This window comes from Arenibacter arenosicollis (assembly GCF_014397245.1).
GTDB classification, from domain to species: Bacteria; Bacteroidota; Bacteroidia; order Flavobacteriales; family Flavobacteriaceae; genus Arenibacter; species Arenibacter arenosicollis.
Genome location: NZ_JACLHY010000011.1, coordinates 78,061 through 97,270, shown reverse-complemented (window position 1 = coordinate 97,270; position 19,210 = coordinate 78,061). Strand labels below are relative to the sequence as shown.

20 protein-coding genes are annotated in these 19,210 nt (G+C 38.3%); 8 read left to right on the top strand and 12 right to left on the bottom strand.

The annotated features are described in order from the left end of the window. The first annotated feature begins 306 nt into the window (after positions 1-306). Both mnmA and H4O18_RS12255 read left to right on the top strand, forming a co-directional pair. Positions 307-1,497, top strand: coding sequence for a tRNA 2-thiouridine(34) synthase MnmA (mnmA, locus tag H4O18_RS12260; protein WP_187584970.1), 1,191 nt, complete (start codon positions 307-309; stop codon positions 1,495-1,497). A gap of 126 nt (positions 1,498-1,623) precedes the next feature. Continuing rightward, positions 1,624-2,565, top strand: coding sequence for an NAD(P)H-dependent flavin oxidoreductase (locus H4O18_RS12255; protein ID WP_187584968.1), 942 nt, complete (start codon positions 1,624-1,626; stop codon positions 2,563-2,565). A 104-nt stretch (positions 2,566-2,669) separates the two neighbouring features. On the opposite strand, the gene H4O18_RS12250 is transcribed toward H4O18_RS12255, so the two are convergent. Beyond that, positions 2,670-4,400 carry a tetratricopeptide repeat protein gene (locus H4O18_RS12250; protein ID WP_187584966.1) on the bottom strand — a complete coding sequence of 577 codons (1,731 nt, stop codon included), beginning with the start codon at positions 4,398-4,400 and terminating at the stop codon, positions 2,670-2,672. Positions 4,401-4,722: 322 nt separating this feature from the next. Beyond that, positions 4,723-4,947, bottom strand: a complete 225-nt coding sequence (locus tag H4O18_RS12245) for a putative signal transducing protein (protein ID WP_187584964.1) — start codon at positions 4,945-4,947, stop codon at positions 4,723-4,725. A gap of 96 nt (positions 4,948-5,043) precedes the next feature. Here H4O18_RS12245 and H4O18_RS12240 point away from each other — a divergent pair, with 96 nt between their 5' ends. Next, complete coding sequence (locus H4O18_RS12240; protein ID WP_187584961.1) at positions 5,044-5,427, top strand: YfiM family lipoprotein; 384 nt, start codon at positions 5,044-5,046, stop codon at positions 5,425-5,427. Between the two features lie 46 nt (positions 5,428-5,473). On the opposite strand, the gene H4O18_RS12235 is transcribed toward H4O18_RS12240, so the two are convergent. The 6 genes from H4O18_RS12235 to H4O18_RS12210 all read right to left on the bottom strand — a co-directional run bounded on the left by H4O18_RS12235 (position 5,474) and on the right by H4O18_RS12210 (position 11,726). Beyond that, positions 5,474-6,808: a DUF58 domain-containing protein gene (locus tag H4O18_RS12235; protein ID WP_187584959.1), complete on the bottom strand. Its 1,335-nt coding sequence runs from the start codon at positions 6,806-6,808 to the stop codon at positions 5,474-5,476. Positions 6,809-6,889: 81 nt separating this feature from the next. After that, the gene (locus H4O18_RS12230; RefSeq protein ID WP_187584957.1) at positions 6,890-7,894 is read right to left on the bottom strand and encodes an AAA family ATPase; all 1,005 of its coding nucleotides are present in this window, start codon (positions 7,892-7,894) and stop codon (positions 6,890-6,892) included. Between the two features lie 3 nt (positions 7,895-7,897). Beyond that, the gene (locus H4O18_RS12225) at positions 7,898-9,109 is read right to left on the bottom strand and encodes a DUF4350 domain-containing protein (protein WP_187584955.1); all 1,212 of its coding nucleotides are present in this window, start codon (positions 9,107-9,109) and stop codon (positions 7,898-7,900) included. Then, entirely contained in the window at positions 9,102-9,830 is a 729-nt protein-coding gene (locus H4O18_RS12220) for a hypothetical protein (RefSeq protein WP_187584953.1), read from the bottom strand. The genes H4O18_RS12225 and H4O18_RS12220 overlap by 8 nt, the downstream gene beginning before the upstream one ends. Continuing rightward, positions 9,827-10,777, bottom strand: coding sequence for a hypothetical protein (locus H4O18_RS12215; RefSeq protein WP_187584951.1), 951 nt, complete (start codon positions 10,775-10,777; stop codon positions 9,827-9,829). Before H4O18_RS12215 ends, H4O18_RS12220 begins: the two co-directional genes overlap by 4 nt. After that, positions 10,746-11,726 (bottom strand): stage II sporulation protein M, encoded by a 981-nt coding sequence (locus tag H4O18_RS12210; RefSeq protein ID WP_187584949.1) that lies wholly within the window; start codon positions 11,724-11,726, stop codon positions 10,746-10,748. The genes H4O18_RS12215 and H4O18_RS12210 overlap by 32 nt, the downstream gene beginning before the upstream one ends. A gap of 38 nt (positions 11,727-11,764) precedes the next feature. Here H4O18_RS12210 and H4O18_RS12205 point away from each other — a divergent pair, with 38 nt between their 5' ends. Beyond that, complete coding sequence (locus H4O18_RS12205) at positions 11,765-12,490, top strand: RDD family protein (protein WP_187584947.1); 726 nt, start codon at positions 11,765-11,767, stop codon at positions 12,488-12,490. A 3-nt stretch (positions 12,491-12,493) separates the two neighbouring features. Next, positions 12,494-13,105 (top strand): trimeric intracellular cation channel family protein, encoded by a 612-nt coding sequence (locus tag H4O18_RS12200; RefSeq protein WP_187584945.1) that lies wholly within the window; start codon positions 12,494-12,496, stop codon positions 13,103-13,105. A gap of 100 nt (positions 13,106-13,205) precedes the next feature. On the opposite strand, the gene H4O18_RS12195 is transcribed toward H4O18_RS12200, so the two are convergent. Continuing rightward, complete coding sequence (locus H4O18_RS12195; RefSeq protein ID WP_187584943.1) at positions 13,206-13,922, bottom strand: peptidylprolyl isomerase; 717 nt, start codon at positions 13,920-13,922, stop codon at positions 13,206-13,208. Positions 13,923-14,023: 101 nt separating this feature from the next. Here H4O18_RS12195 and H4O18_RS12190 point away from each other — a divergent pair, with 101 nt between their 5' ends. Together H4O18_RS12190 and H4O18_RS12185 are read left to right on the top strand one after the other, a co-directional pair. Continuing rightward, entirely contained in the window at positions 14,024-14,665 is a 642-nt protein-coding gene (locus H4O18_RS12190; RefSeq protein WP_187584941.1) for an NUDIX domain-containing protein, read from the top strand. Between the two features lie 40 nt (positions 14,666-14,705). Continuing rightward, positions 14,706-15,509 carry a lysophospholipid acyltransferase family protein gene (locus tag H4O18_RS12185; protein ID WP_187585064.1) on the top strand — a complete coding sequence of 268 codons (804 nt, stop codon included), beginning with the start codon at positions 14,706-14,708 and terminating at the stop codon, positions 15,507-15,509. Here H4O18_RS12185 and H4O18_RS12180 read toward each other — a convergent pair. Together H4O18_RS12180 and H4O18_RS12175 are read right to left on the bottom strand one after the other, a co-directional pair. After that, complete coding sequence (locus H4O18_RS12180; RefSeq protein WP_187584940.1) at positions 15,506-16,150, bottom strand: hypothetical protein; 645 nt, start codon at positions 16,148-16,150, stop codon at positions 15,506-15,508. The genes H4O18_RS12185 and H4O18_RS12180 overlap by 4 nt on opposite strands. Positions 16,151-16,155: 5 nt before the next feature. Beyond that, positions 16,156-16,650: a sigma-70 family RNA polymerase sigma factor gene (locus tag H4O18_RS12175; RefSeq protein WP_187584938.1), complete on the bottom strand. Its 495-nt coding sequence runs from the start codon at positions 16,648-16,650 to the stop codon at positions 16,156-16,158. Between the two features lie 275 nt (positions 16,651-16,925). Between H4O18_RS12175 and H4O18_RS12170 the strand changes: the two genes are divergently transcribed. Continuing rightward, positions 16,926-18,218, top strand: a complete 1,293-nt coding sequence (locus tag H4O18_RS12170; protein WP_187584936.1) for an NAD(P)/FAD-dependent oxidoreductase — start codon at positions 16,926-16,928, stop codon at positions 18,216-18,218. Positions 18,219-18,253: 35 nt separating this feature from the next. On the opposite strand, the gene xerD is transcribed toward H4O18_RS12170, so the two are convergent. Continuing rightward, positions 18,254-19,156 carry a site-specific tyrosine recombinase XerD gene (xerD, locus tag H4O18_RS12165; protein WP_187584934.1) on the bottom strand — a complete coding sequence of 301 codons (903 nt, stop codon included), beginning with the start codon at positions 19,154-19,156 and terminating at the stop codon, positions 18,254-18,256. Positions 19,157-19,210 lie beyond the last annotated feature (54 nt).

Below are 19,210 nucleotides of genomic sequence, written 5' to 3'. Positions count from 1 at the left end.
GTATGCTAAAGTGGCTCCTTTTGTTGTTTAGGGATTTGTATACATAATTTTATTCCTATTTTAAGGTTGACGACTTTCCGTTTGTCTATTAAAAATCCTTAAATAATTAGATCCAAATTTTTTTAGTCTTGTCCAAAAATAGGACGATTAAAATTGGTTACTATTATTGGGGTCTTCCCTTAGTTGTTATTGAGCCAGATTTTTAAAGCAACCAAATCCCAATTTTGTATTTTTGCATACTAATTGTAAGTCATTATTGGTGGAAGACGACCAAGGGGTACAATACATAAAAGAAGATTTAAACGTATGAGAAAGGTGGTAGTCGGACTTTCCGGTGGTGTGGATTCCAGTGTTACAGCATATCTCTTAAAGGAACAGGGATATGAGGTTATAGGCCTATTTATGAAAAACTGGCATGACGATTCCGTGACCATTTCCAAGGAATGCCCATGGCTGGAGGATAGCAATGACGCACTAATTGTTGCCGAGAAGTTAGGAATACCTTTTCAGACAGTGGACCTAAGTGCCCAATATAAGGAGCGTATCGTTGACTATATGTTCAGGGAATATGAAAAAGGTAGGACTCCTAATCCAGATGTGCTTTGTAATCGCGAAATTAAGTTTGATGTGTTTATGAAAATAGCCATGCAGCTGGGAGCGGACTACGTGGCCACAGGTCATTATTGCAGAAAAGGCGTTATTAAGAATGAAGATGGGTCGGAAACCTATCAATTGCTAGCGGGAGCCGATGGAAATAAGGACCAGTCCTATTTTTTATGTCAACTGTCACAGGACCAGCTTTCTAAAACCTTATTCCCTATTGGGGAATTATTGAAGCCTGAGGTGCGTAAAATAGCTGCAGCAAATAATTTGATCACTGCGGATAAAAAAGACTCCCAAGGTCTTTGTTTTATTGGGAAAGTTCGCTTGCCCGAATTTTTACAACAAAAACTGAGACCCAAAAAGGGTGTTATTGTTGAGGTGCCTGCCGTATTGGAGCAGTACGCTGATAATGTTCCCGAGTTTAATTCCAAGTTAGAGGAATTAGCGTTTTTTGCAGAAAAGCCTCATTATGACCTAACCGACGGGAAGGTAGTTGGGGAGCACCAAGGTGCCCATTATTTTACCAAGGGACAACGCAAAGGTTTGGATGTAGGTGGTACTAAAGAACCATTATTTGTAATAGAGACAGATGTTGATCAAAATGTAATCTACACCGGTCAAGGCAAAAGCCACCCTGGACTTTATCGTAGGACCCTATTTGTCAACAATGATGAATTGCATTGGGTGCGTACCGATTTGGCCTTGGAGGTGGACCAGAGCATGGAAGTTATGGCTAGGATAAGATATAGACAACCTTTGCAGAAAGCAACCTTATATAGAGTAGATGCCGGTTTGTATGTCGATTTTGAAGAAAAGCAATCGGCCATTACGGAAGGTCAGTTTGTGGCCTGGTATATTGGGGAAGAATTGATAGGCTCCGGAGTAATCTCCTAACAACTGTGGGCTTGTATAAAGCTGATGCATCAATTAGGTAAAATTTGATATCTAATATTAACCAACAAACAAATATTTCTGGACTGCCATTGAAATTTAAACCGTCCGGAAATAGATAAGGTATTTATGCAAAATAGAATTACCGAGCTTTTTGGAATTAAATACCCATTAATTCAGGCTGGAATGGTTTGGGCCAGTGGATGGCGTTTGGCTTCGGCTGTTTCCAATGCTGGAGGACTGGGTATAATAGGAGCGGGATCCATGTACCCCGAGGTCCTGCGCGAACATATAGAGAAATGTAAGTTGGCCACCAATAAGCCCTTCGCCGTAAACATACCTATGCTTTATCCGGATATTGATAGGCTAATGGATATCATTGTAGACCTAGGTGTAAAGATTGTATTTACATCGGCTGGCAATCCAAAAACTTGGACCTCCTTTTTAAAAGACAAGGGAATTACTGTGGTACATGTGGTGAGTAGTGTTAAATTTGCCCAAAAGGCTGAGGAGGCTGGAGTAGATGCTATTGTTGCGGAAGGTTTTGAGGCAGGTGGACATAATGGAAGGGATGAGACCACTACACTGACATTAATTCCTGCTGTAAAAGAAAAAATAAGTATTCCTTTAATTGCTGCTGGTGGAATTGCCACGGGCAGGGCCATGTTGGCCGTTATGGTTTTGGGTGCCGATGGGGTTCAGGTAGGTAGTCGATTTGTAGCCAGCGATGAAGCCTCGTCCCACCACCTGTTTAAGCAAAAAGTGGTAGAGGCCGGTGACGGGGCAACCCAGTTGACCTTAAAGGAATTGGCCCCGGTAAGATTAATAAAAAATAAGTTTTATAGTGATATACAACAAGCCTATGCTGCCTGTGCTTCCGTGGAAGAGCTAAAAGTGCTGTTGGGCAGAGCACGAGCAAAAAGAGGTATGTTCGAGGGTGATTTGGACGAAGGGGAACTGGAAATAGGTCAAGTTGCAGCTATTATCCATGATATTAAACCCGCAGCCCAAATTGTAGCCGATTTAATAAAGGAATTTACAATTGCGAAGGCCGAGGTGAAGCAATTGTAAAATGAATATTGTTTAAAGTATTTTATCACACCTAGGTTTCATAACGCAATTGGGGAAAATTAGGTTTAAAGTGTCCCTCAAATTTGGAAATTGGCCTTTCAAAATCATAAAATAGATGTTGTTATCTTTATATCGGCATGTTTCCAAGCGGTATCAAATTCTTGTTTGATCTTTTTAGCTTCTTCCAATTTACCTTGCCCAATTAGGCTTTCGTGTAGACCAATTAAGGACCAACCGTTCTGGCGGAGAACTTCCAGATCCTCCTTATATAATTTTTCGGCTTCCGAAAATTTTTCAGCTTTTACCAAGATGGCCCCCAACGTCTGCCTCACAGGTATATGCCAGGCAGTAGGTTCGCTGTAAATTAAATGGTCTTCCAGGTAAATGGCTTTTGAAAGATGCTCCATGGCATTTGGTAAATCGCCTTCAGCAGCAGCAATCTCACCCGAAATTACCGCATGGGCAATCTGAGCAATATTTGAAGATGGATTGGTATAGTTGGCAACTACAGTTTCTAATTGCGGGTCGTTCTTCATAGCGGAAAGGGCCTCTAATTCTTCTTTAGCTTCTTTAATATTATTTTTTCTAATAAAGGCAATGCCCCTTGAATAGTGCCAAATAAGTTTAAGATGTTTGTAATCATCCCCTGGATAGGGTATCGTCAAAATTTCATTCCATTTTCCAAACCGTGTATAGGCCAAAAGTGGCGTTGATGCAAAATCTTGTAGGAATGGCAATGTTGTCATCTCGCCAATAGGGACTTTTTCTGCGGTTTTTTTGGCGGCGTCAATGGCCAGATCGCTATTGCCCAAAAGGGTGGAGGCAGACCATAGAAAGTGCAAATTATGAGGGTAGTATCCAAGTGGGTACATGCCCTGTGAATAACATTGCGAAATATAATCCTCATCTGCCAAAATTGCGGCCTGATTTACCTTTACGGCATCCTCATACCTACCTACCCTTATATAAATATGTGAGGGCATATGTACAATATGGCCTGCTGCTGGCATTAAGGACCCTAGTTTATCAGCACTGGGAATGGCGAGGTCCGGTTTAGGAAGTTCCACCATGTGTATATAATAATGATGTGCCCCTGGATGGTCAGGATTCAGGGCCATGGCACGCTCCAGGGCAGCTTTTCCCTTTAGTGTATTGGGAGCTGGGTTGCCATCGTTGTCCCAATAATTCCAGGGCATGGTATTCATAACGGAAGCCGCGTATAAGGTTTGAATATTGGCATCGTCGGAAAATTTCTTCACTACTTTTTCCATGGCATTCATGTAGGTCATATTTAATTCCGGAATATCCTTTGTTAAGTCACTACTATATCTATGGGTCAAAGCATCTATTAAAGCCTTTTCTTTTGGAGTACCATTTTGGGCTAAGTTCTTGGCTTTTGTGAGGGCTTCATAAGATTTTGTCCTGCGCTCGTCATCGGGCATAGGGTCATTTATGTTGGGACCTAAGGTATATGCCTGGCCCCAATAGGTCATTGCAGCCTTTGGGTCAAGCCGTGATGCTTCCATAAACGAACGATGGGCTTCGGCATGGTTAAAAGCATAGGTAAGTTTTATGCCTTGATCAAAATAAGCTTGAGCCTTTTGGTTTTTGGTGCTTATGCCGAAATGTAAATTACCTAGGTTCTCAAACAGCGGTGCAATTTGCTGTGTAGTGTCTACATTGCTCAAGAGGTATTTGGCAACGGTACATTTCATGGAGTAAAAACTGGCTTCCTGCGTTACTTCCAGTACTTGTGGTGTAGGTTCTGGTGTCCAATAGTAAACAAGTGGTAATAGTACTAAGGCTATTATCAAGAGACTTAATTTTGTTTTCATGACGTTGAAAATTTGTATTGATGTGTTAATTCCCAATTGGATTATAAAACTAGCAAGTAAGGTCAAACTATATCTGAATATAGATTGACTAGGTTCTTAAAAGTAAAGTTCTAAATTACAAGGGGAGAATTAATAAACGCTAACGGAGGGGGAAAGAAAAACTAATATTTCTTTATCTAAAAATAGTGAATTCTAGGGAGATATGCCAGAATCAAGTTAATTTATGTTGATGTTCTGACTAATGAGTTTAGATCATGACTGGGCAAACTTTTAGTTACAATTGTACTCGGAATTGTTAGAGTACAATGCAATGGCCCGGATTTTACGCGCCAATAACTTTTTGGACAATACTTTGTGCTTTTGCCAACTCTTCTGCATTAACGAATATCTCTTGATCTCCCTGCATGGGAGAACCAAAACCTGCCAATCTTCCTGATTCCGATTCGTCTTTTATAATCGGTTCTATACCTATTTCTCTTAATTGATTTATAATCGTCTGGGACAAAATAAAATTGCCGGAAAATATCTTGGCGTAATTGGAATCCATATTCTTCAATGTTATGAGTTGTGTACAATTTACATAATTTATTTTTTGGTACAATTACCAAAAGTATTTATAAAGGCCTTAGTATCTTTGTGGCCCATGAAAGGAATAATTATAGGTATTATCATTTCTTTTTCTACTTTACCAATTAGCGCACAACTACAGGAGGATAAGGTTAAGCATTTTGCAGCTGGTGCAATAAGTGGTGCCATTGGTGCCGATATAGCTGATCGTATCTCCAATGGTAATCGCTATTGGAGGATAGCAGGAGCCTTCGCATCCAGTTTATTGGCAGGCTTGGCAAAAGAGGCCTATGATGAACATATTTATAATGGTTGGGATAATAGGGACTTAACGGCCACAGTTTTGGGGGGAGTATCTGTTGGGATTACCATAGATATTTTTTCGGAAAAGAAAAAAAGAAGGAAAAGGGAGATGTTGATTAGACTGTCCAAAGGGAGAGCTGTAAGTGTTGAAAAGTGAACATGGATAATCCTAGTATCCTGTCCAATATGGCCATTCTAAAGCTCTAAATTAATCCACGAGCTTTTATTTCCAAGTATTTGTTGATTGTGTTAATAGTAAGATTTTCGGGTTTCGTTAGGATAGTCTGTATGCCATATTTTCTTAATTCGTTGACGATAAGTTTCTTCTCATAAGCAAATTTCTCCGCGATGGTTTTTTCAAATATTTGCTGGATTGTCTCCGCTTTTTCATCCACAAACTTGGTCAACTCGGTGTTTTCAAAGAAAATGACCACTAATAAATGTTGTTTGGCAATAGCCTGTAGATAGGGGAGTTGCCGTTGTAGGGCGTCCAAGGTCTCAAAATTACTATAGAGTAATATTAGACTTCTGTGGTTAATATTACGCTTAATATCTGCATACAATCGGCTGTAATCACTTTCTTCAAAATTGGTTTCCAGATTGTAGAGCGTCTCCAGTATTAGGTTCATTTGGGAGCTTCGCCTTTCGGCGACCACCCGGTTTTCCATCTTCTTGCTGAAGGCGAACATCCCGGCCTTATCCTGCTTTTTAAGTGCAATGTGAGATATGACCAGAGTAGCGTTAATGGCATAATCCAATAAGCTAAGGCCATTAAAAGGCATTTTCATCACTCTTCCTTTATCGATTACAGAGTATATGGGCTGTGATTTTTCATCCTGATATTGATTTACCATTAGCTGGCCCTTTTTGGCAGTAGCTTTCCAATTAATGTTCCTAATATCATCTCCTTGTACATAATCCTTAATTTGCTCAAACTCCATAGTATGGCCAATACGGCGAATTTTCTTAAGACCATATTCGAACAATCTATTGGTAAAGGCCATTAAGTCATATTTCCGCAATTGTAAAAAGGAAGGGTATACTGGGACCTCCCGTGCATTGCCAAAAGTGTATTTTTTGGAGATTAGGCCAATTGGAGAATGGGCAAAGACATTTAAATTTCCAAAAGAATACACACCCCTTTCCGTAGGTCTAAGGTAATATTGGAATGCCTTTTCCTTTCCTTTACCTAGAGTAGTTTCAATACCAAAATCGCGTTTCTGAAATTGATGGGGAATTTCATCCAAAATCTTCAAACCTACCGGGAACAAGTATGAATTACTTAGGTTTATTTCAATTTCGTTCTCGTCCCCATTAGAGAGTTTTTCTGGAACTATGCGTTCAGCACTTATTCCACCTTTGGAGGCAAGAACCAAAATAATATCAACCAAAAAAATCAAAGAAAAAATATAGAATAACAATTTTATTGCCCCCAAAATATCAGGAACCATATAGGAGATTAAAAAGCTGAGTACCAAGCTTGATAAAACGATAAAAAATCGCCTTTGGAGATAAATATTTTTAAAGATTTTTTTCATGTATTTTTTATGCTATCCATTACTTTATAATGGAAAAACCTATCATCGCGTTCGCACAGGATTAAATTAATTATCAACCAATTATCTTGGGATTTCAATGGTCTCCAAAATTTGTTTTATCACTTTGTCCGGGGTAAAGCCTTCCATTTCCCTTTCCGGGGTCAATAATACCCTGTGCACTAATATAGGTACCGCTACTTTTTTAATATCGTCAGGGGTTATAAAATCGCGGCCGTTAAGGGCGGCCAACGCTTTGGAAGCGTCCATTATGGCTATAGAGGCCCTTGGAGAGGCTCCAAGGTATAGATTGGCATTGCTGCGCGTGTTGTTAACAATGCCAGCAATGTACTTCATCAAATTGTCCTCTATAATGATTTCCTTAATGGTGTCCTGGTAGTTTGCTATTTGCTTTGCTGTGAGTACAGACGTTATTAAGCTTTCAATGTTTTTGTTTTTCTGACGATGTTTACTTTCCAATATCTGGATTTCTTCCTCCAAAGAAGGATAATTCACCTTAATTTTAAATAGGAATCTATCCAATTGAGCTTCGGGAAGTCGGTATGTACCTTCTTGTTCTATGGGGTTTTGGGTAGCGAACACCAAAAAGGGAGGTTCCATTTCATAGGTGAGACCATCCATGGTAATCTGTCGTTCTGCCATGGCCTCGAAAAGGGCCGCCTGAGTCTTTGCAGGGGCTCGATTTATTTCATCGATCAAAATAATATTGGAAAATAGAGGGCCTTTTTTAAATTCAAATTCAGAGGTCTTTACATTAAAAATGGAGGTGCCCAAAATGTCGCTCGGCATTAGGTCCGGGGTAAATTGGATTCTGCTAAAGCCTACATCCATGGTTTTTGCCAAGAGTTTTGCGGTAACCGTTTTGGCTACCCCCGGGACTCCTTCGATTAGGGAATGTCCGTTGGCAAGGATAGATATAATTAGCAATTCAATCATGTCCTGTTGACCAATGATCACTCTCCCTAATTCCGACTTTATCTGTGTTACCGAGGTTTGCAACTGACCAAGGTCTATTCTACTTTTAAATTCCAACGGGTTGTTATCGTCCCCTTTCTGAATTTCTTCCATGCCTTATTTATTAAATTGATTCAATTTTTTATTCAGATGAATTACATCCTGTTCACTGTGATGTGTTTTACTTTTAAGTTGTATTATTAGATCTAAAATTTCTTGGGTTTCCGAAAGTGGTTTGCCCGTTTTTGCCGATAGATCTCTAGCTGTTTTTTCGTTTATAGATTCTGTGTTGAGGTGGTAATGACTTCTGATATGCTCCAGGAAAAAGTTGATTTTTTTAGAGCTTAAATCGGTAAAATCCCTATGTTCGTAGTATAGACCCCCAACGGTTTTGGCAAATTCGATCGATGAATTCTCCAAGGGTTTAATGACGGGAATAATACGTTGTTCCCGCTTCGCCTTAAATATTATAAAAATCAATAAACCAATCATACTAAGATAATAGGCCCATTTTAAGGATTCTTGGTTAAGTACAAAACGCATTGGCGAGTCTATGACGATACGCCCGGATTTCTTATAATTATCCCAATATACATCCTTGTCTTTTAAATAGGAAAAGGTATTGGCAACATAGCCGGCGTTATCCTTTAACATATAATAATTTGTAAATGTCTGTGGTGTGGTATTCAGGTAAAAATTTCCCTTTCCAAATTTTATTCTCACAAAATTGGGGCTTTCGGTATTTTCCGTGGACCCCGAATTAATAAGCCCTTTTTCTGTGTCGAATGAAATGTAGCCCAAAATAGTAGTGTTCAAGGAATCAACCGATGAGAAGTGCGTATTGTAAACACCCCTTGAAAGGGTATAGTTTCTTTTTGAAAAGGAATTGTTGGTAAGACGAATTTGTACTGTATCCTCCTTTACCGAATATTGGGTTTCGACCTTTATGTTTAGGGTGTCCGATAAGATGGAGCCAAAACCTGAAGCTGCAATAAAGGTGTCGTTGCCACCACTTACATACTGCAGTAATTGATGGGTTTCCTGTTTATCCAGGTCCAAGAAATCATTTATCAGCAAGTAGTTGGAAGTTTTTGTGGTATCACGATCTACCAAGATATTGTACAAACTTTCGTTGGATGAATATATTTCCTGTTCAGGGAACAGATTTGGAAGTTCTTCGTACAAAACATAACAACCAAAAGGTATCTTGTCCGATGACGTATAGGATGGTCTCCAGTTCAGGGGTTTGGGGCGTACAATTTCGGTTACCACGGTACCTATAAGTACCGCAAGAAATAGGCCCAAGATAATTTTAGAACGCCTATCCATTGCTCCCTATATTATTTAGGTTGGTAAATTTCATCTGGGCAGCCATGTATTTATGCTCGTCTATCTCCTGTTCCCCGTACCAAATATGGTCGTAGAGATAGGATACATCTTTGAAGAGCAGCTTTATTGCCGGAACTTTTATTTCTTTTTCATAATCCTGATTTGTTTTTTCATAATGCCATTCAATGATCTGCTGCTGTGATAGTGTTTTTAAAACCTTTAAGTATTGATAGCGAATGGCCAATCGGTAATTTCTTTGCTTTATGGCATCGTTTACCAATACATCCAAATCCAGACTTTCTATATGTTCCTCGGCCAGGTTTATATTTGTGAAAGAAGTAGCTTTTTTTCTAAATATGGCAGAGGCACTTTCCCCGGTTAAAAATCTTACAAGCAGGTATATGGCCAATGCACCCATAAGGTAGTATATGAGGTACTCCAAAATTTGAGTGATTCCCGGGGGGAGGTCTATGCCAAAAACATCCTTTAATCCGTTCATTAACCAGTTGAGAAAACGTGCCAATAAATTTTGGGATTCCCCGTCCTTAATGGAGTAGTTAAATTCTTTGCCCTGATATTTCTGTGCCAGATTTTCGTCCAAAGAGCGGATTACTAAGTTGCCGCCCCTATCTTCATTTAAGGTAATGGAATCTTTTTCCCCTTGGGCGGACCCGGAGAATAGTACAAAAAAGCTGCAAATAGTAAAATTTATTTTTATCACTGGTCCTCAAGTCCTATTTGGTCTATTTTGCTTCTCGAATTTAAATTATACGTTTTTTCGTGCAGGGAAAAGTATAAAAGACCATTTACGAATTGGGACAAACATTGTGAATATACCCCTATAATAAGTAATAGGCAGGTTCCCAAGGTATAAATGATGGTCGGTACTATTGAGGCACCTAGGTCAACATCATTTTGAACCACGTGAAATGTGTAGATTCCGATAAGAATTCCGGGTATCATAATAATTACCATGAACAAAAGCCCAATTAAAAATCCCAGGATAAAATTTACCCCAACCGATTTCCAAAAGTTTTTGGTTACCAAATTCCAACCTTCCCCTAGAGCCTCTGTAACGCCTCTTTTTTCCTTTAACATAACAAAAAAAGATACTCCCACCCAAGCCATGACAAAATATTGTATTACGTATTGTGCAAGCATTCCTACCAATGGGATAAAGGTCAGGACAACGGCGGCGATCATAAGGCCCAAAAAGAGCAATATCAGTATTAAAATAAAAGCAATTATACTACCCAAATTGCTTTTGACCTCTGCCCAAACGTCGGTTTTATTAAATTTTTGGCCTTTATGTTCTTCATATTTTATCATATAGGAGGTGCTTAGGCTATAATTTAACACCGCCACCATTAAGAAAATAAAAAAGAACAAAATTCCACCAACTATAAAATACATTATATAGGCATCACTGCTAGATCCCACGGTTTCCAAGACCGAATTTTGGTTGTTGGTGATAAGACCTATTACTCCTGATACCAGCAAGTAACTTACAATCAATAACCCTATCAGAAAAATACCATTGTAGCTTAGAAAGACATTGGTAAATTTTTTTAGGTTCTGTTTAAAAAAGTCGAAGTAGGTATTGATGATATCACCAAAGTCCCTATCTACCCTTAGTTCAATAAATTTTTCCTGGTCTCTGGTTTGCATGAGCGTGGTTTAATAATATGGGATAAAAAATATAATAAAATAGAATTAATAGTAGGGAGCTGCCTATAACTAAAAACGCCAACCATGGGGGCATATTGGAATAGCGGGTTATAAATCCTTCAATAAATCCGGCAATTATAAAAAAAGGTATGGTGCTGACCACTACTTTTAATCCGTCTTTGGCACCTTTCATAAAGGATACGCGTCTGGAATATGTTTTGGGGAATAGGATACTATTGCCCATGATCAATCCGGCACATCCTGCGATGATGATTACCGATATTTCTATGGTCCCGTGCAACCAAATCTGTTTGTTGGCCTGATAAAAAACTTCCTGGGTATAAAAAAAAGTAATGAACGCTCCCAGCATTACGCCATTGCTAAATAGAATATATGCCGTACCAATACTGGTGATTACACCAAAGGAAAATGCCATAAAGGCTACTTTAATATTATTGATGGTAATCCCTAAAAAAGAACCTATTTCACTGCCGCCTTTGTAAATGGCCGTTGGGTCACCATTGGCAATATTGTTGAGAGTCTCATTAACATAGGCATCCCCTAAAATTAATCTCACAAATGTATCATCGTTAATAACGGAAATACTTCCAATGGCGGTGGCAACAATAAAGATTAGGAACGCAATTCCAAGTGTCTTGTGATATTGTCTAAAAAAAAGTGGAAATTCGGTTTTCCAGAAATCAAATATCCTATTCCGACTTTCTTTTTTGTTTTTGTATATTTTTTGATGGGCCTGTGAGGCTAGGGAATTCAAATACAATAAAGTCTTGCTTTCCGCGTAATAGGTTTGTGCGTAGGCCAAGTCGTTGGTCAGTTGAATATAGCCATTTGCAAGTTCGTCCGGGTTAATGTGGGCATTATAGTTGATAGCCTTTTCAAATGCTATCCATTTTTCTTTATTTTGCTTCACAAAAGCTGCCTCACGCATACTGGGATAATCCTTTAAGAAATAAAAATAGTACTAATATGTCCAAACTTCAAATCAATACAACGCAAAATGTTAACCTGGATTATAAAATTGTTGGTATTGGAGAGAGAATCGTGGCCTTTTTGATCGATGGATTTATATTATATCTCTATGCGGTGCTTGTGCAGTTAATAGGAAGGGCCATAGGATATGTGTTTGATGACAGTTGGACTCAAATAGGATTGGTGAGCCTAATTTTTTTGCCGGCAATGTTTTATAGTTTAATAATGCACAGTCTGTTCAATGGACAAACGGTAGGGAAAATGCTTTTAAAAATAAGGGTAGTAAGATTGGATGGTTCTCCGGTACATTGGTCCAATTTATTGGTAAGGTGGATGCTTCGTTTTGTGGATATTTGGCTATTCCTTGGTTCTGTGGGATTATTGACCATTTTGTTCACGGATAAAAAACAACGTTTAGGTGATGCGGCTGCAGGTACTGTGGTCATAAGCACAAAAAATAAAGTGAAAATTTCACATACCATTTTGGAAGAGGTTGAGGAAACCTACGTTCCCAAGTTTGTGAATGTTACCTTATTGACAGATAAAGATGTTCGCCTTATTAAGGAAACCTATAATATTGCCAGGAGAAGTCAAGATTTTAAGACGATGAAGGCCTTGCGCGATAAAGTGGAGAGTCTTTTAAATTCAAATTCCGATCTTTATGACGTTCAATATATAGATACCGTTTTAAAAGATTATAATTTTTTCACCCAGAAATCATAGCCCATGTTTTATTTTGTAATTGATATTTTAGGAATCGTTGCTTTTGCTATTTCCGGGGTTATGGTGGCCATGGATAAGAAGTTGGATTTATTTGGGGTGTTTATCATTGCCTTTGTCACAGCTATTGGAGGTGGTACCTTAAGGGATTTACTTATAGGGAATACGCCGGTTTTGTGGATGCAGGAATCTATCTATGTCTATGTAATTGCCGGTACCGTTGTTTTTTCGATCGTTTTTAGGGATCAGCTAAAATATGTGCGTAAATCCCTGTTTCTTTTCGATACTATTGGGATAGGATTGTATACCATGGTTGGAATTTCACATGGACTTAACGCAGGTTTACTTCCTGTTATGTGCATTGCCTTAGGGACTATTACCGCCTGTTTTGGAGGAGTAATACGCGATATATTGTGCAATGAAATACCGGTGATATTTAGAAAGGAAATTTATGCTACGGCCTGTATAATGGGAGGTGTTAGCTACTTCCTGCTACGCAAATTGCCCTATGACGATGCTTATGCTTTTGTAGCTACCATATTGATCGTCATTGGGATTAGATTACTTGCTGTTAGATTTAAGATTTCCCTTCCCAATATTTATCGCTCTGTTAAGTGATGATATTTATGATTTAAGGCTAGAACGAAATTGGGTAAATATGCAAGTACATGCAGTGGAAACCTTTCCTATCAATCTGCTCCAAATTATTTATCGTTTGCTAAAAAGCTTCTGCTTTTAATATATAAATGTTTTGTGAAGGCCAATCCCCGTTGTCCACGGGTTGGCTGTTTATTTTGTCCACCACATCCATACCTTCAATGACCTTTCCAAAAGCCGTATATCCGCCATCAAGGTGATAGGAGCCAGGCTTGGTAACCACAATAAAGAATTCGTAAGGTGATGCCAACTTATGTGGGTTGTTTATTTCACTACTGGGCATGGAAACGATTCCTCTATGGTGTTTGTGGCCTTTCCTTGTATCTGGGGGCAATAAATAACGCCCTATTTTTGATCTTTTTTCCGCGGTTTCTACATTGTCGGCATTTCCTCCTTGGATTATAAAATTTTTCACCACTCTGTGAAAATAGGTGTTGTTAAAATACCCCATTTTGCTAAGGTAGATAAAGTTGGCCTTATGGTAGGGGACGTTGTCGAACAACTGAATGGTAATGTTTCCCAAACTAGTGGTAAGTTTTACCTTGTCCTCCTTTAGGTTTTTACTGTAATTAAAGAAAAATTCAATGGCATTATCCTCATTGAGTTCAAAAGCCTCTTCTTCCTCCTCTTTTGCAAGTGGTGGCTCCTCTGGAATTATACTATCTTTTTTTACATTGTTTTGGGGTATTGTCTTTTCTTTTGGGGTCGGTTGATCTTTGCAACTCCCTAAAAGAAACAAAAACAATATTCCAAAAAGTGAAATCTCTTTAAGTGCCATGTACTTTGTATTATTTTTTAATAGTGTGTTAAATGATAACTATCCTATTTAGGGACGGTTGTTTTTAATTAATTTGCTGAAAAATACAAAAAATAGGATTTGTGAATTTTGACGAATTTTCCAATAGAATATCAAAAATAGAAAATCTAGAACTTCCAGGGACAGCTTCGCATTATAAAATGGCTCCCTTGTTCAGGCTTAAAGAGTTGGAGGCGGGTAAAATCATAAAGAAAAACCCCAAGCGTGCCGCAGTAATGGCACTTTTTTACCCAAATTCGACCTACCAGACCAATCTTCTGCTTATCTTAAGAAATACTTATAAGGGTATTCATAGCAACCAAATAGCGTTACCGGGTGGTAAGGTAGAAAAGAAGGATCTTAATCTATTGGAAACTGCTTTGCGGGAAGCCCAGGAGGAAGTGGGTGTTGTTAGGGAGCAAATAAAGGTGATCCGGTCCTTGAGTGAAATCTATATTCCGCCTAGCAATTTTGAAGTCACTCCATACCTGGGCCTATATAAAAAGGAGGTGCCATTTTTAATGCAAGCCAGTGAAGTGGCTGCCATAGTTGAGGTTCCTTTACAGGATTTTATGGATGATAAGAAAATATTTCATCAAATTTTGAATACCTCATATGCCCAGAATGTAGAGGTACCTGCCTTTAAACTAAATGGTTATACGGTTTGGGGAGCAACGGCAATGATGTTGAGCGAAATTAAGGAATTGTTTAGACAAGTGTTATAAGGCACTTATTTTGTAATTTTGAATGTTAACCAAAAAAAATATGGGCTTGTTTAAGAAGAATCCGTTTGGACATAATTTGTTATTAAAGAAGTGGCTTATACGTCTATTGGCCGTTATTACCCACAAAAGATATCGGGGATTTAATACTATTGAAATTGAGGGGTCCGATATTATTCGAAAACTGCCACCGCAAAATGTACTTTTCGTTAGTAATCATCAGACCTATTTTGCCGATGTTGTGGCAATGTTCCATGTTTTCAACGCCAGTTTAAGCGGCCGTGAAGATTCAATAAAAAATTTGGGGTACATATGGCAGCCGAAGTTGAATATGTATTATGTAGCTGCAGCGGAAACTATGAAAAAGAGTCTGTTGACCAAGATATTGGCCTATGCCGGTTCTATTAGCGTAGAACGAACCTGGCGGTCCGAAGGTAAGGATGTTAACCGGAAGGTCAAATTTAGCGACATATCCAATATTGGAACTGCCCTTAATGACGGTTGGGTAATTACCTTTCCACAAGGTACTACAACACCGTGGAAACCTTTGAGAAAAGGAACATCACATATTATTAAAAAATACAAACCTATAGTTGTTCCTGTGGTTATAGATGGTTTTCGCCGTTCATTTGATAAAAAGGGTTTACGCATAAAGAAGAAAGGAATCCTTCAATCTATGGTAATTAAAGAGCCATTGGAAATTGACTATGACAATGAATCATTCGACTCCATTATAGAAAAATTGGAATATGCCATTGAGCAACACCCTTCTTTTCTAAAGGTTATTCCAAAAAGTGAATTAATGGCTTACGAAGAGGAAAACAAAAAAAGGAAATTTAGGGTCTAAATGTCCATATCCTTAAGTTCTTTGTAGTTCTTGTTCAGTTTCTTTAGGAGGATTCCATAAAGTAAAAAATAAATACATCCCATCACTAGGGTAACAACTACCCCTAGAACAACTACAGTTGCTATCAAAGTGGTTTTTAATTTTTCAGGAGAAATATTCTCCGGCCTATAGCTATAACCCATAGCGGTCATTGGGTCTTCGTTCAAATATATTCCTACGGCCATGACCATAAAGGACGCGAATATTAAGGACAAACAAAAGATAACATAGTATTTAACGGTCTTTCTGGTTTTTAGGATATTGGACAACAGTTGTTTAGCGTTGTCCAATGAAGAAATTTCCTTATATCTTTTATAAAATTGAAAGATAAAAAACAATACCACGGAATATTGAACGACGTTGGAAAACAGCAAGAAATTTCCCAGGCCCAAATCTTTCCATATAGCCAAACTCTTCGACATAGAGGGGAGAAAGTATAATAAATGGGGCAAAGCAAATTCAATGACACTTATGAAGAAAATCCATTTAACAATAGAAGAGGATTTCTTCCATATCATTTTATAAATTTCATCAAAGGAGATTTGAGGCAATTGTTTGTCCTTTTTTTGCCAATCCCTTTTTAATAATTCCAATTCATCCATTATATCTAGGGATTTAATATGGTTCTTAGCTTATTTTTAATTCGATTCATTTTTACTCTTGCATTTACTTCGGTAATACCTAAAGTTTCTGATATTTCGGCATAGTCTTTGTCCTCCAAATAAAGAAAGACCAACGCTTTGTCTATATCCCCCAATTGCTTTACTGCATTGTACATCAATTTAAGCTGTTGCTCCTCGGAGGGGTCATATTCATCTGCCGTTATTTTAAAAATGACCGACTCATAATCTTGCGTAGGTACACTTTTTTTAGATTTTCTATAAAGCGTTATCGCTGTATTAAGAGCAACCCTGTACATCCAAGTACTAAATTTGGATTCGCCCCTAAACTTGGGATAGGCCTTCCATAATTGAATAGTTATTTCCTGAAATAAATCTTTATGTGAATCCCTGTCATTGGTGTACAGCGTGCAAACCTTATGTACAATATTCTGATTGCACTCTAATTCCGTTACGAATTGATGTTCCAAATCTTTGGTCACTCGGTTCTAGTAGTTAGTTGATGATTAGTAGCTATAAATTAAGTTTTGTTACAACAGATAGGCAGAATTTATATGTTTTGATAAGGAATTTTAATTTTTGGAACGACTTATATCAAGAAACAACTCATTTAGGCAAGATAGTTGGCGAATATTTCATTCTTAAAATTAATAAAGATGCATATGAATAGATGTTTTGGGTGCCTAAATATACTGAAAACGAATATTCTTCTTCTTGATTAGTTGGCGAATGTTTAATTTTACCCATATTTACGAGTATGAATATTCCTAAGACAAGTTTTCCAAGAATTGTTATAATAGGTGGTGGTTTTGCAGGTATTTCCATTGCCAAGAAATTAAAAAATAAAGAGGTACAGGTAGTACTTTTGGATAAACATAATTATCATAATTTTCAACCGCTACTGTATCAAGTATCCACAGGGGGATTGGAGCCAGATTCCATTGCTTACCCAATACGTAAGGTTTTAAAAGGCTATACCAATTTTTTCTTTAGGCTGGCCAATGTGGAGGAAATAAAAACTGAGGAGAACATCATTGTGTCCAATATAGGCACCTTGGAATATGATTACTTGGTAATAGCCACGGGCTCCGAAACAAATTACTATGGGAATAGGGAGATTGAAATAAACAGTATGGCCATGAAAACCATACCGGAATCCCTAAATCTTCGAAGTTTAATTTTGGAAAATTTTGAGCAGGCATTACTTACCGATAAATATCATGAAAGAGATGCCCTCATGAATTTTGTTATTGTTGGGGCAGGACCAACAGGGGTTGAATTGGCGGGCGCCTTGGCGGAAATTAAGAAAGGAATCCTGCCTAAGGATTATCCTGATTTGGATACCCGAAGGGTGCAGATACATCTTATACAGTCCGGTGAAAGAATCCTTAAGGAAATGAGTGAAAAAGCATCTCAAAAGGCAGAGGACTTTTTGGAAAGTCTTGGGGTGCAAATATGGAAAAATACCAGGGTAACCGGTTATGATGGCAAAACAGTGACCACAGATACAGAAGCTACTTTTGAAACGGCAACATTGGTTTGGGCAGCGGGTGTTAAAGGTGTTGTGATAAAAGGTTTGAATGCTAAAGATCTGTTGTTGGGTGGAAGTAGGTTATCAGTGAATCAATATAGCCAAGTTATTGGCTATGACAATATATTCGCTGTTGGAGATGTGGCCTGTATGCAAAGCACGGAGACTCCAAAAGGACATCCGATGATGGCTCAGCCAGCCATGCAACAGGGAAGGAACTTGGGCGAAAATTTGGTGCGCTTATTGGAAGACAAGCCCTTAAAGCCATTTGTATACAAGGATAAGGGAAGTATGGCCACTATTGGCAGGAATAAGGCAGTAGTGGACATGAATAATATTAGATTTCAGGGGGTTTTTGCTTGGTTTGTTTGGATGTTCGTTCACCTTTTCTTTCTGATTGGGTTTAGAAACAGAATGGTCGTTTTTGTGAATTGGGTGTACAACTATATCCGGTTCGATAGGGAAGCACGATTAATTATTAGGCCCTTCAATAGAAATTACAGTGCATTTAAGGATTAGGGAGTGCAATGATCAAAATCAATAATTAAGTATGGCTAATCCTTTTTTCTGGGATGGTATTTGTTCATTACTTCGGCCAGATGTGTACGGTCCACATGCATATATACCTCGGTAGTGGTAATGCTTTCATGGCCCAACATTTGTTGAATGGCACGCAGATCTGCCCCATTTTGTAATAAGTGGGTGGCAAAAGAATGCCTAAAAGTATGTGGACTTATGCTTTTATGAAGTCCTATATCCAGGGCAAGTTGTTTTATAATGGTAAATATCATGGCGCGTGTTAACTGTCTCCCTCTACGGTTCAAAAACAGAATGTCTTCAAAACCTTTTTTGATCGTCATATGTACGCGTATCTCCTTTCTGTAGATATTTATGTATTTCTTGTTTATTTCACTGATGGGAACAAAACGTTGTTTGTCTCCTTTTCCGGTTACCTTAATAAAGTCTTCCTCAAAATATAGATCTGAAAGCTTTAGGCCAATAAGTTCGGAAACCCTTAGTCCACATCCATAAAGTGTTTCTAAAATGGCTCGGTTACGTTCCCCTTCGGGTTTGGAAAGGTCAATAGCGCCAATTAAATCATTGATTTCTTCCTCGGAAAGGGTATCGGGGAGTTTGCGGCCAATCTTTGGTGATTCTATTAACTCCATAGGGTTGTCCTTTCGATAATCCTCGAAGACCAGATAGTTGAAAAAGCTTTTTAATCCGGATATTATTCTTGATTGTGACCTTGGATTTACGTGTTTGGCCAGTTCATATATGAATTGCTGTATGGTGCCTTTGTCTATTTGTAACGGAGTTTCTGCAAGTTGATGGTTTTCTAGAAACAATATTAATTTTTCAACGTCCAAAACGTAGTTACTAACGGAATTTTTGGATAAACCTCGTTCCAAATTTAGATAATGCTGAAAATCATGAAGGGCCTGTTTCCAATTCATGGGTTAAATATAGAGTACTTTTTTGGGTTGAAATAGTGTTCATATGCCTTAACT

Excerpts from the sequence above, each read along its gene's own strand:
- H4O18_RS12205 (WP_187584947.1), top strand. The coding sequence starts at position 11,765 with ATGTCCAAACTTCAAATCAATACAACGCAAAATGTTAACCTGGATTAT.
- H4O18_RS12225 (WP_187584955.1), bottom strand. The coding sequence starts at position 9,109 with ATGGATAGGCGTTCTAAAATTATCTTGGGCCTATTTCTTGCGGTACTT.
- H4O18_RS12195 (WP_187584943.1), bottom strand. The coding sequence starts at position 13,922 with ATGGCACTTAAAGAGATTTCACTTTTTGGAATATTGTTTTTGTTTCTT.
- H4O18_RS12210 (WP_187584949.1), bottom strand. The coding sequence starts at position 11,726 with ATGCGTGAGGCAGCTTTTGTGAAGCAAAATAAAGAAAAATGGATAGCA.
- H4O18_RS12250 (WP_187584966.1), bottom strand. The coding sequence starts at position 4,400 with ATGAAAACAAAATTAAGTCTCTTGATAATAGCCTTAGTACTATTACCA.
- H4O18_RS12200 (WP_187584945.1), top strand. The coding sequence starts at position 12,494 with ATGTTTTATTTTGTAATTGATATTTTAGGAATCGTTGCTTTTGCTATT.
- H4O18_RS12240 (WP_187584961.1), top strand. The coding sequence starts at position 5,044 with ATGAAAGGAATAATTATAGGTATTATCATTTCTTTTTCTACTTTACCA.
- H4O18_RS12255 (WP_187584968.1), top strand. The coding sequence starts at position 1,624 with ATGCAAAATAGAATTACCGAGCTTTTTGGAATTAAATACCCATTAATT.
- H4O18_RS12170 (WP_187584936.1), top strand. The coding sequence starts at position 16,926 with ATGAATATTCCTAAGACAAGTTTTCCAAGAATTGTTATAATAGGTGGT.
- H4O18_RS12180 (WP_187584940.1), bottom strand. The coding sequence starts at position 16,150 with ATGGATGAATTGGAATTATTAAAAAGGGATTGGCAAAAAAAGGACAAA.
- H4O18_RS12245 (WP_187584964.1), bottom strand. The coding sequence starts at position 4,947 with ATGGATTCCAATTACGCCAAGATATTTTCCGGCAATTTTATTTTGTCC.
- H4O18_RS12235 (WP_187584959.1), bottom strand. The coding sequence starts at position 6,808 with ATGAAAAAAATCTTTAAAAATATTTATCTCCAAAGGCGATTTTTTATC.
- H4O18_RS12185 (WP_187585064.1), top strand. The coding sequence starts at position 14,706 with ATGGGCTTGTTTAAGAAGAATCCGTTTGGACATAATTTGTTATTAAAG.
- H4O18_RS12230 (WP_187584957.1), bottom strand. The coding sequence starts at position 7,894 with ATGGAAGAAATTCAGAAAGGGGACGATAACAACCCGTTGGAATTTAAA.
- xerD (WP_187584934.1), bottom strand. The coding sequence starts at position 19,156 with ATGAATTGGAAACAGGCCCTTCATGATTTTCAGCATTATCTAAATTTG.
- H4O18_RS12215 (WP_187584951.1), bottom strand. The coding sequence starts at position 10,777 with ATGCAAACCAGAGACCAGGAAAAATTTATTGAACTAAGGGTAGATAGG.
- mnmA (WP_187584970.1), top strand. The coding sequence starts at position 307 with ATGAGAAAGGTGGTAGTCGGACTTTCCGGTGGTGTGGATTCCAGTGTT.